Raw genomic sequence first — 10936 nt, forward strand, 5'->3', positions numbered from 1 at the left:
GGCGATGGGCTACAAGATCGTCGACGTCGAACTGTCAAGTCCGCTGGCCCCGATTGAGCTTGCGCCAGAGCACGATGGCGTTGGTCTCATTGCCCGCTGGCAGGGCCGGCTTGTCGGCTTTGAGATGATCGCGCTCGCCTCCGCAGCGATCCTGTCGGCGGAGCGACAGAAATCCGTTGCCGATGAACGTTTTGCCGATCGCATCCTGGTTGCGAAGATGGATAAGGAATTGCTGCGGCTTAGACCGGTTGGGCAATCGCCCCTGCCGAGCCTCTCCATCGCGATATGTACGAAAGACCGCGCCGAACGTCTTTCGAGGTTGCTGGGTTCGCTCGACAGCATCCGACGCAGAACCGCTTTTCCGAGCGTCGAAGTCGTCGTGGTGGACAATGCGTCTGTGGATTCAGCCACACGCGAAGCAGTCGAGCGCTTCGAGGACGTTCGTTACGTGTTCGAACCGAGGCCCGGGCTTGATTTTGCACGAAACGCCGCTCTTCGCTCGGTCACGGGCAGCTTGATTGCCTATCTGGACGATGACGTGGTCGTCGACCGCAACTGGCTTGACGGGCTTGCCAAAGCCTGCCGGGACAATCCGGGTGCCGGTGGCTTTACGGGTTTGGTGCTGCCGCTTCGCCTGGACACCGAGGCGCAGATCTTTTTCGAACGAAGGGGCGGATTTGGCCGCGGCTTCAGGCGCAACGAATTCCACAACACCCGATTCGACAATGCGCTGCACCCGGTAGGGTCTGGTATTCTCGGCGCCGGCTGCAACATGGCTTTCGACCGCACGCTGCTGGTATCGCTGGGCGGCTTCGACGAAGCGCTCGATACCGGAGCACCGCTGCCTGGCGGTGGCGATCTCGACATTTTCTATCGCGTGCTGCGTTCAGGCCGGCCCATTATCTATGAACCGGAGTATGCCGTTTACCACGAGCATCGCGAGACGATCGACCAATTGAGACGGCAATATTGGACATGGGGACTTGGTATGATGGCCTTTCTTGTCAAAAGCCGTCGGACCGACGGAGAGCTCAGGGCACGTCACCGTGCCATGGTTTGCTGGTGGTTTTTCGATCGGCTGAAAGCGCTGGCACGGGCCGCGCGCAAGCTTCAAGGTCGTGATTTTCGTTTCGGCATTGCAGAGTTGTGGGGTGGAATCTGCGGCCTGGCAGGCGAATATGATCGCTCACGTATCCGCGTGCAGAGAATCCGGGAGCAGAACCGGTGAATGGCGAGGCCTTCCGTGTCAGGCAAATCGATCTCGGCTCCGCCTGTGCGGACGCCGATGTGGGAGATACCCCTTCGCTATCGATCTTCTGGTGGAAGGACTTGCCGCTGGGAATGCGGGCGTCCTTGCCTGACGAATTGCCCTACAGCGAGGCAAGTCTGCGGCAGTTCGCGGCGGAGTTTTCGGCAGCACAATTGGCTGCCCGCAACATCCCGCTGGGCGCCCCCTTGCGGGCGACCTATGAAGGATCGCCAAAGTCCGCGCTCTGTTTGACGGCGGCGCTCGGGGCCGACGACCTTGTCGACCGCCTTGATGAACTTGCAGCTGCGTCTTCAGCGTCGGCCCAGCACATCTCAGTCGTAATTTGCACGCGCGACCGCGGCCCCGCCCTGGCGGAGTGCCTTCAAAGCGTTGCAAGGCAACGCAGCGCCCCGGGCGAAGTCATCGTCGTTGATAACTCCCGCGACGGCAACGCTCGGCCGGTATGTGTCGGCTTTCCTGAGGTCCGTTTCGTTCATGAGCCGCGGCCCGGATTGAGTGTTGCCCGATCCGCCGGCATCCGGGAAAGCCGTCAAGACATCATCGCGTTCACGGATGACGACGTCGAGGTTCATCCTGGCTGGACTGCCGAAATCGCGCGCGCCTTCGAAGAACGGGACATCGAGGCACTGACCGGCTTGGTGCTGCCAGCCCGGCTCGATACGATCGCCCAACGTCGTTTCCAGTTCGACATGGGCGGTTTTGGGTCCACCTTCGTGCCGCTTCTCTTCGACCACCGCTTCTTCGAAGAGACCCGGCCAAGCGGAGCGCATGTCTGGAAAATCGGCGCCGGGGCCAACATGGCCTTCCGGCGATCGGCCTTCGATCGGGTAGGCTCGTTCGACGAGCGCCTCGGCGCCGGTGCTGCCGGATGTTCCGAAGATTCGGAGCTATGGTACCGGCTGCTGGCCGCAGGAGGGACTTGCCTGTATGAACCTCGCGCCGTTGTCTTCCATCATCATCGCCGCGACTGGCCGGGCTTCAGGCGGCAAATAAGAGCCTACATGAAGGGCCACGTCGCAGCTCTTGTCACGCAATATGACAATTTTGGCAATCGCGGAAACATCGATCGCATCTGGAAGCAGCTGCCCGCATATTTCTTGAGAACATTCGTCAAGGCGCTTTTCGAAGGCCCCCCCGGCAGGACCAGTATCCTCGCGGCAGAAGTCGAAGGCTGGCTGGCTGGTCTTCAATTCCTCGTCCGTTTCGGCTGGCGAAAACGGCGAACATCAAATTGGTTGAGGAAGAAAATCGATGATCCGCAAGGCGCCGCTCGGACAATTCCTGTCTCGAAATCCCTTTCCAAACGCTCTGACGGACGGCCTTTTCTACCGTGAGAAGATGCGCGCAATTCATCGCGTCGCGCCCGCGGCGATCGACGGGCCCGGCCGGATACTCGAAATTGGAGGCGGGCGCAGCGGGATGGCAAGTATCCTCTATCCCAACGCTGAAGTCGTTAACCTCGATCTCGATCCCGAGTTGGGCAACCACCAGCCAGATTGGGCGAAGTCGACCTTCGTCTGCGGCGATGCCTGTGACCTCCCCTTCGCGAACGACAGTTTCGACGTGGCGACGCTCTTCGACGTGCTTGAACACATTGAGGATGACCGTAGTGCCGCACAAGAGGCCTTGCGGGTCGTGCGCCCAGGCGGGTATGTTCTTGTCTCGACGCCGCATGCGGAGTGGCATTACCCGTATTTTCGCGTCATGAAGCCCTATTGCCCGCATGAAAGCGAACTGATGCAGGAATGGGGTCACGTTCGTCGCGGCTATTGGGATCCCGAACTCGCAGCGCTCTTCGACCGTGCGCCGGAACGCCGCGCCACATTTATCAACCCAGTGACGGCACTCTTTCACGACGTCGCATTTTCTCGTCTGGGACGCCGTCGCCGCAAGATACTTTACGCTCTTGCGGCGCCGATCACGGCTGTCGGATACGTGCTGCACCACCGCTCGACACGCGGCACGGAGACGGCTTTTTCCTGGCGTAAATGAATTTTGGGGCATTTGATGGGCCGCCGCGCTTCCCTCGTCATCGCCCTCTTTCCATGGGGCGACGTCGTGGAGGAATTCCTCGATCCGATAGGATTGCGGCTTAAGGATTTCGTCGAACAGATGACCGGCGGCTGGCTGTTCGGTTACGTCTCCGCCCTGCAACTGGCCGGCCACAGGCCGGTCATTGTGTGCGCTTCCGAGCATGCCTCGCAGATAGAATGCCACTACCATGCCGGCACGGGCGCGCCGATCTGGGTCGTTCCCGGCGCGCGCGCGCGTCAAGGTCACTCCGCAGCGGGTCACAGTCTGCGGCGCTGGTCCGCGACGCCGCTCCCGGCGTTCCGGGAGGTGCTCGCCCGATCCCAGTGTGATGCAATTCTCGTTCAGGAATACGAATATACCCGGTTTGATGCGCTTGCCTGGCTGGCAGTCCGTAACCGCATTCCGCTCTATGCAACGTTCCAGGGCGGCGACCGGACGCTCTCCTGGATAGAGGCAATTGCCAGGCAGGCATCTCTCCGTGCCTGCAGCGGCCTAATCGTCGCATCGGCTGCGGAGCGTGAACGCCTCGCCAAAGCTTACCCGCGTATAGCCCTCAAGGTAGCGAATATTGCCAACCCCATCGATTCCAGCGAGTGGACAGCGATCGAACGTCAGCAGGCGCGGCAAGACCTCTGTCTGGCGCGCGGGAATTTCGTCGTCGTCAACCACGGACGCATCGACGTTCGCCGTAAGGGGCTGGATGTGCTCCTGAAAGCATGGTCCTTCTTTTCCGGTGATGCTTCGTCCGAACTGGTCATCATAGGCTCGGGGCAGGACCGAGACGTTTTTGCCAGGCTGCTGAGAGAGGCCGCACTGCCGAATGTGAGATGGCTTTGCGACTATACCACGGACCGGTCCTTGATACGGCGTTGGCTTTCGGCGGCGGATGCCTATGTCACTGCGTCCCGCACCGAAGGTATGCCCGTCGCACCGTTGGAGGCGATGGCCTGCGGCCTTCCGATCGTTGCTACCGACGCACAGGGCCTACCCGACATCTTGGCAGACGGCGAGGCATCCGGCGGCCTCATTGTTCGAAGGGACGAGTCGGCGGAAATTGCACACGCGCTGAAGAAACTTAAGGACGATCCAACCATGCGAGACCGCCTCGGACAGGCGGCGCGAAAGCGGATAGAGGGAAGTTTCTCGCTCGGCGCGGTGGCTGGCGCTCTCGATCGCTTGCTGACCGCGCGGTAGCGTCACTTGCGCAATATCTGTTACAATCGACTGCGATACCAAGCCAGTGCCGTCTCGACGATCCTGTCGATGGCGGATTGCTCGGCCGCCCAACCGAGTTCCCGCTTGGCCTTGCCGGCCTCAGCAACAAGCCCCGGCGGGTCCCCTGGTCTGCGCGGCCCGTAAACCAGCGGAACCCGCATTCCCGAAGCCCGGCTGACGGCATCGACCAGTTCGTTCACCGTTGTACCCGCTCCGGTTCCGAGGTTGTAGACGTGGACGCCCTTGTCGCGGAGAAGCTTCTCCCCTGCCAGGACGTGGGCGCGCGCGAGATCGACAACGTGGATGTAGTCCCTCACGGCGGTTCCGTCGCGGGTGTCAAAATTGGTGCCGTTGATTCTAAAAATGCGGCCCGGCCTCACTGCCGCCTCTATGGCGAGCGGAATGACATGTGTTTCCGGTTCATGCTTTTCTCCGATTTCGCCGTCGGGGTCGCATCCGGCTGCATTGAAATACCGAAGCACGACCGCGTTGAGACCATGAGCAAGTGAGATATCCTCGATCATCCTTTCTATGATGAATTTGGACCAGCCATAGGGATTGATGGGCGACTGTCGATGCGTCTCGTCTATCGGCGACCGCGTCGGGATCCCGTAAGTTGCACAGGTGCTCGAAAAGATCAGCTTGTCCAGACCGGCTTTCAGCATTTCCTCGAGCAGGACCAGGGTGCCGAAACTATTGTTTCGGTAGTAAAGTTCGGGCCGCTCGACTGACTCGCCAACGTAAGCGTAGGCAGCGAAATGCGCCACGGCGTCCGGCCGATACTGGTCCAGGGCGGCCGCCACAGCCGCCGCGTCGGAAATATCGCCTTCGATCAACGGTCCCCATTTCACCGCGTCGCGCCAGCCGCGCGAAAGGTTGTCAAAGGCAACAACCGACCATCCGGATTCCGCGAATGCCTTGCAGCAGTGCGACCCGATGTAGCCGGCCCCGCCAGTTACCAGGACCGTCTTCATTCGGCTGCGGCGGGCCGAATGTGCCCAGATGAAACCACGTCCTCGAAATACGCAATGGTCTTGGCAAGGCCAGCACGCAATGCAGTTCTTGGCTTCCATTTGAGTTCGCGGGAAGCATATCGGATATCGGGCTGCCGCTGCTTTGGATCGTCGACCGGTAGCGGCGAAAATCTGATCTTCGATCGGCTTCCGGTAAGTTCGATCACCAGATTTGCGAGTTCGAGCATCGTGAATTCCGCCGGGTTGCCGAGATTGACAGGACCGGTGATATCGTCGGCCGTCTGCATAAGACGTACCAGACCGTCGATGAGATCCTCGACGTAGCAGAATGAACGCGTCTGCTGGCCAGTGCCGTAGACCGTAATCGGTTTGTTTTGCAGCGCCTGCACGATGAAATTGGAAACGACACGACCGTCGTCGGGACGCATCCTTGGACCGTAGGTATTGAAAATACGGGCTACCTTGATCTTCAGCTTGTGCTGTCGCCAATAGTCGAAAAACAGGGTCTCGGCACATCGCTTGCCTTCGTCATAGCAGGAACGAGGGCCAATCGGGTTCACTCTGCCCCAATAGTCTTCCAACTGCGGATGAACCTCCGGGTCGCCATAGACTTCGGAGGTGGACGCCTGCAGAATGTGTGCGCGAACCCGCTTGGCCAGTCCGAGCATATTGATCGCGCCATGAACGCTGGTTTTGGTCGTCTGGACGGGGTCGGACTGATAGTGGACGGGGCTCGCCGGACAGGCGAGATTGTATATTTCGTCAACCTCTACGTAGAGTGGAAACGTCACGTCATGACGAATAATCTCGAACGATCGGTCATCGAGGAGATGAGAGACGTTTCTGCGGCTTCCTGTGAAGAAGTTATCTGCGCAAACTACCTGATGGCCCTCAGCAAGGAGCCGCTCGCACAAAAATGATCCCAGGAAACCTGCGCCGCCTGTCACCAAGATTTGTTTCGCCTGCTGCATCTTCAGGGTCTCCGGCTAATCTTAGGCAGGACTAATATATTAAACTGACGCAGGGCCATACGCCACCGGCCTGCTTTCAATTTACGTTACGGGCAAGACATTGTTCTCGATGGACCAGGGCTGCGATCACCGCTCACAGGCGGCTCGAGCGTCCTATTTGCACGCCAGGGTAGCCCTTCCGCAATCAAAGCCGGACATCGGGCTTCCCCTTTATGGGGCCCCTGCTATTTCGAACGCGATATTCACAGAAAGTGCCACGCGTTCGGATAGCTGATTAGCGGATCAAGGTGATGAAAAGCGACACCCTCTCCTACCCTCCACGTGGCCTGTCGCGGGATGAAGCTGCCCGCTACGTCGGCGTTGGAGTAACAAAGTTCGACCAGATGGTCTTAGACAGGCGCATGCCCAAGCCAAAGAAAATCGACAGTCGTGTGATCTGGGATCGCCTTAAACTGGAGGCTGCGTTCGCGGATCTGCCCGGCGACGATGACGACAATGTCGTCGACTTTCTCTTGCAAGGGAATCATCGAGGGTAATAGTCTGGTTCTGCAATGGAACAGCGTCTTAAAGACAAACACCCAGGTGTGTCCTCCTATATGGATCGTCATGGGAAGACGCGCTGGCGCTACCGCGCCAATGGCCGCCTGGTGCCGCTGCCTGCCCCCAACGAGAGAGGTTTCAAGGAAGCCTATCGGGCTGCTGTCGAGGGTCGCAACATTCGAAAAGCCCCGGTTGTCACAATGCCGGGTGCGGCCTTGCCAGGAACATTCGGAGCAGCCGAAAAGAGATTGAAGGCGTCGGTCAAGTGGCTCGCCCATGATGACAGCACGAAATTCAAGAACAGCCGCCTGATCGAGGAATTTCTGGGTCTGCGGGTGGTCCCGGACCATCCGCTGACATGGCGCGACGTGCCCGTTAAAAACCTGCGGCGGGTCCACGTCGAAGAGCTTCTGGGGCACTTTATCGCGACACCACACAAGGCCAAGCATCTGCTCGTCGCGATACGCAAGCTCGTCTATGTCGCGATGCGACTGGACTGGATTGCAATCGATCCTACCGCGGCGGTCGAGTGGCGTCCTGCCTACACGGGCTGGAAGGCTTGGCCTCACGAAGCGATGCAGAAGTTTGAGCAGCGCTGGCCGCTGGGGACGGCTGCGCGCACCTGTTACGGGCTCGCGCTCTGGCTGGGCAATCGTCGCGGCGATGTCGCCGATCTACGGTGGGACCAGAGGGTGACGCGCAAGGTCATGATCGATGGCCAGGAGCGTCATTTCGACGGCTTCGACATCGTCCAGGCAAAGAACAAGAACCGGACCGGTGGCAAGCGGCTTTTCGTACCGATCACGCCCATGCTGGGCGAGATTCTTGGGGCCGCCGACAAGCGCGGCGAAACCGTCCTGGTGACCGCTTATGGCCAGCCCTTCTCCTCCAAGTCCCTGACCGGGAGCATGGCGCACTGGTGCAAGCTTGCAGGGCTTGCGAAAGGGCTGACGCTGCATGGACTGCGAAAGTCGCTCGGCGTCTATCTCGCCGAGGCCGAGGCCTCGACCAGGCAGCTCATGGATGTGCTGGGCCACGACGACATCGATCATGCCGAGCTCTACTCACGCGAGGCATCGCAGGTTCGTCTGGCGGTTCAGGGCATGGATCGCGTCGTGCGGCTGGTGACCCGCAGGCCGATGCTTGGCGAACCTTCTGGCGAACCCGTTGGCGAACCTACCCGTAAGCCATTGAAAAACAAAGATAATGGTGGGCCCGGAGGGACTCGAACCCCCAACCAAGCGGTTATGAGCCGCCGGCTCTAACCATTGAGCTACAGGCCCCACGCGGGCTGGATTAATGTTTTTCGCATCGCGGCACAAGGCTTTCCCGGCGGGCTTTCGCAGATCGCCCAAATCAACCCATAATCGCGCTCTACGCGCCCCCCTGCGACTTGATCGCAGACCAAGGAGATTTTCATGACCAGACATCTTTTGCCCCTCGCGCTCGCCGCTGCAATCGCTTTTCCGGCGATGGCTGGAGCCACCGATCTGCCGACCCCGCCCCGCATCATCGTGTCCGGCGAGGGCGAAGCAACCGTGGCCCCCGATCTGGCGGTGCTGACGCTCAGCGTCATGCGCGAAGCCAAGACGGCGCGTGCCGCACTCGACGCCAACAATGATGCCATGGCCGCGGTGATCGCCGCGATGAAGGCCGCCGGCATCAAGGATCGCGACCTGCAGACCGCGGGCATCCAGATCACCCCCCGCTACAACTATACCAACAAGCCGGACGGCAGCCAGGAGGCCGAACTCGTCGCCTATCAGGTGACCAACACGCTCTCGGTGCGCGTGCGCGACGTCGACAAGACAGGCGAGATCCTCGACAAGGCGGTGTCGCTCGGCGTCAACCAGGGCGGCGGCATCGCCTTCACCAATGACAATCCGGCGGCCACCGTCACAGAGGCCCGAAAGAAAGCTGTCGCCGACGCCATGGCCAAGGCCAGGACGCTGGCCGAGGCGGCCGGGGTCAGCCTGGGCCGGGTGCTCGAGATCACCGATCAGAACATCAGGCCGGCGCCGATGCCGATCAACGCCAAGGCATTCGACGCCGCGGCCGGCGCGGCGCCGGTACAGGCCGGCGAGAACGCCTACAATGTCCAGGTCACCGTTACCTTCGAACTGAAGTAGGCGGCGCTGGACGCCGTGGCCGAGCATTGCTTGGCCACGGACCTGCTCAAGACAGACCGCCGCAGGCATTAAAAACCCCGCGGAATCGCTTCCGCGGGGATTTCGGGCCACTTCTTTCCCGAGGGAAAGGGGCTCCAGACCTTCACAGAAGGTCCACGCCTGAGATTCTCAGCGGTTGATGACCGGGCAACCGCGCTCGTTGGCGAACACGATGACGACGCGGTCGCCGTACTGACGGCCCATCACCTTGACCACGCGGCGGTTGACATCGACGATGCGGGCACGGTGCAGCCCCATGCGCTCCGCCTTGTCGAGGGCGCGATCCGGCGAGCAGCCACGGCGCCAATCGTCGCGGCGCTCGTCCCGGCGGTGGCGATAGCCGTCGTCGCCGGCATAGACGCCGAAGCGCGGGTCCTGGTTGTTGCCGAAGCCAAGATAGAGGCTGTCGGCATGGGCGGGGATGGCCGCCAGCGTGCCGAGGCCGACCAGAGCCGAAAGCGCTGCCGTCTTGATGGTGGTGTACATGGTTCTCTCTCCTTGTTGCGGGCTTGCGCCCTCCTCGTGAAACCGATGGCGGGAGAATGCACCGGCCTGTCTGAACTATTTACGAACTGCCCGTTCATCCGCGGTTCATGTGGCGCCACACGGCAAAGCGCCGACCTTTCAAATCTCTCGCCGGCCAAATCCCTCGCCGGCACTCAACAATATCGCGCCAGGCGCCTCGCCCTCGCAGGGTTCCCGACAGGCAACTCCTGACGGTCTACCGCGCGCGTCAGGGCTCGTCGTCGAGCATAAAGTTAAAATAGTCTTCCGGCTCGGCCAGGTCGGTCTCGCTCGCCTTGACCCGGCCGCGCATGGAAATGCCGGCCTCGTGCACGGTCTCGGCACTGCCGGAAACCAACCGATGCCACCAGTAGAGGTCGCGGCCCTCGGCCACCAGCCGGTAGGCGCAGGTGCTGGGCAGCCAGCTGATGGTGCGCACATTCTGCGGCGTCAGGCCGACGCAGTCGGGAACGCGCGCCAGCCGGTTGGCATAGTCCGCACAGCGGCAGCTCTCGGCGTCGAACAGCCGGCAGCCGACGCTGGTCCAGTAGATTTCACCGGTGTCCTCGTCCTCGAGCTTGGACAGGCAGCACTTGCCGCAGCCGTCGCAGAGCGATTCCCACTCGGTGGGGCTCATCTCTTCCAGCGTCTTGGTCTTCCAGAACGGGGTTTCCATTTCCGGCATGTGGCCCCAGCCGCCGCCAAGGTCAAGCGCGGCGACAGCCGGAATGAGGCTGCAAAGGGGGCTGAATGACATGAAGTTGCCTTCAAAAGGTCGGCCAATAGCCCTGTACAGCCCCTAACGATGGGCAACTGGAACCAATTTCGTTAAAAGCGGTTTCGGCAAGGATGGGACCCCACAAGGAGAATTTCGATGAAACGCCAACCACGGATTCTGGCAGGCACAGCCCTTGGCCTGTTGATGGCATCCGCGCCGTTAGGCGCGTCCCCGCTTCAGGGGACAGCCGCGTTCGGCCCCATGCAACGCGGGGGGACACCGCTGATCATCCTGGCGCAGGACACCCCCACCGACCAGGGACAGGGCGACGAGGAACAGCCGCGCAAGAAGAAGCGCGAGCAGCAACAGCAGACCGAGACCGCTCCGGCCGCGCAGCAGCCCGCCCCCGCGGCTGAAGAGCAGCAGCCGCGCAGGAAGAAGCGCGACCAGCAGCAGCAGGCCGAGCAGGCGCCCGCCGGCGAGGCCGCGCCCGCAACCGACGAGCAGCAGCCGCGCAGGAAGAAGCGCGACCAGCAGCAGCA

General features: G+C 61.2%; 10 protein-coding genes, 1 tRNA gene and 2 pseudogenes. 8 read left to right on the forward strand and 5 right to left on the reverse strand.

Annotation, left to right across the window (positions count from 1 at the left end; translation table 11 throughout):
• Nucleotides 1-4 precede the first annotated feature (4 nt).
• Genes LB524_RS17310 through LB524_RS17325 form a run of 4 tightly spaced genes read left to right on the forward strand, consistent with a single transcriptional unit; the run spans nucleotide 5 to nucleotide 4498 of the window.
• The gene (locus LB524_RS17310) at nucleotides 5-1228 is read left to right on the forward strand and encodes a glycosyltransferase family 2 protein (protein WP_224528593.1); all 1224 of its coding nucleotides are present in this window, start codon (nucleotides 5-7) and stop codon (nucleotides 1226-1228) included.
• A complete protein-coding gene (locus LB524_RS17315; protein WP_224528610.1) occupies nucleotides 1225-2604 on the forward strand; it encodes a glycosyltransferase family 2 protein in 1380 nt (459 codons plus the stop codon). Before LB524_RS17310 ends, LB524_RS17315 begins: the two co-directional genes overlap by 4 nt.
• Complete coding sequence (locus LB524_RS17320) at nucleotides 2522-3262, forward strand: class I SAM-dependent methyltransferase (protein ID WP_141906172.1); 741 nt, start codon at nucleotides 2522-2524, stop codon at nucleotides 3260-3262. The genes LB524_RS17315 and LB524_RS17320 overlap by 83 nt, the downstream gene beginning before the upstream one ends.
• Before the next feature lie 15 nt (nucleotides 3263-3277).
• Nucleotides 3278-4498 carry a glycosyltransferase family 4 protein gene (locus LB524_RS17325; protein ID WP_015316533.1) on the forward strand — a complete coding sequence of 407 codons (1221 nt, stop codon included), beginning with the start codon at nucleotides 3278-3280 and terminating at the stop codon, nucleotides 4496-4498.
• A 20-nt stretch (nucleotides 4499-4518) separates the two neighbouring features.
• Here LB524_RS17325 and galE read toward each other — a convergent pair whose 3' ends face one another.
• Together galE and LB524_RS17335 are read right to left on the reverse strand one after the other, a co-directional pair.
• Nucleotides 4519-5493 carry a UDP-glucose 4-epimerase GalE gene (gene galE / locus LB524_RS17330; RefSeq protein ID WP_224528612.1) on the reverse strand — a complete coding sequence of 325 codons (975 nt, stop codon included), beginning with the start codon at nucleotides 5491-5493 and terminating at the stop codon, nucleotides 4519-4521.
• The gene (locus tag LB524_RS17335) at nucleotides 5490-6464 is read right to left on the reverse strand and encodes a UDP-glucuronic acid decarboxylase family protein (protein ID WP_015316531.1); all 975 of its coding nucleotides are present in this window, start codon (nucleotides 6462-6464) and stop codon (nucleotides 5490-5492) included. Before LB524_RS17335 ends, galE begins: the two co-directional genes overlap by 4 nt.
• Before the next feature lie 290 nt (nucleotides 6465-6754).
• Here LB524_RS17335 and LB524_RS17340 point away from each other — a divergent pair, with 290 nt between their 5' ends.
• Nucleotides 6755-7000 (forward strand): hypothetical protein, encoded by a 246-nt coding sequence (locus tag LB524_RS17340; RefSeq protein WP_015316530.1) that lies wholly within the window; start codon nucleotides 6755-6757, stop codon nucleotides 6998-7000.
• Nucleotides 7001-7579: 579 nt separating this feature from the next.
• Nucleotides 7580-8020: pseudogene (locus tag LB524_RS17345) on the forward strand (tyrosine-type recombinase/integrase); the annotation flags it as partial.
• 191 nt (nucleotides 8021-8211) lie between these two features.
• Here the strand turns inward: LB524_RS17345 and LB524_RS17350 are convergent.
• Nucleotides 8212-8287 (reverse strand) — tRNA-Ile (locus tag LB524_RS17350).
• Nucleotides 8288-8422: 135 nt separating this feature from the next.
• Here LB524_RS17350 and LB524_RS17355 point away from each other — a divergent pair.
• Nucleotides 8423-9133 (forward strand): SIMPL domain-containing protein, encoded by a 711-nt coding sequence (locus LB524_RS17355; protein WP_015316249.1) that lies wholly within the window; start codon nucleotides 8423-8425, stop codon nucleotides 9131-9133.
• A 168-nt stretch (nucleotides 9134-9301) separates the two neighbouring features.
• On the opposite strand, the gene LB524_RS17360 is transcribed toward LB524_RS17355, so the two are convergent.
• Nucleotides 9302-9658, reverse strand: a complete 357-nt coding sequence (locus LB524_RS17360) for a hypothetical protein (RefSeq protein WP_015316248.1) — start codon at nucleotides 9656-9658, stop codon at nucleotides 9302-9304.
• A 247-nt stretch (nucleotides 9659-9905) separates the two neighbouring features.
• The gene (locus LB524_RS17365) at nucleotides 9906-10352 is read right to left on the reverse strand and encodes a YcgN family cysteine cluster protein (RefSeq protein ID WP_224528704.1); all 447 of its coding nucleotides are present in this window, start codon (nucleotides 10350-10352) and stop codon (nucleotides 9906-9908) included.
• 198 nt (nucleotides 10353-10550) lie between these two features.
• Between LB524_RS17365 and LB524_RS17370 the strand changes: the two are divergent.
• Nucleotides 10551-10936 (forward strand): annotated as a pseudogene (locus tag LB524_RS17370) (flagellar motor protein MotB); the annotation flags it as partial.

Source organism: Mesorhizobium sp. ESP6-5, from assembly GCF_020164695.1.
Classification (GTDB): domain Bacteria; phylum Pseudomonadota; class Alphaproteobacteria; order Rhizobiales; family Rhizobiaceae; genus Mesorhizobium; species Mesorhizobium australicum.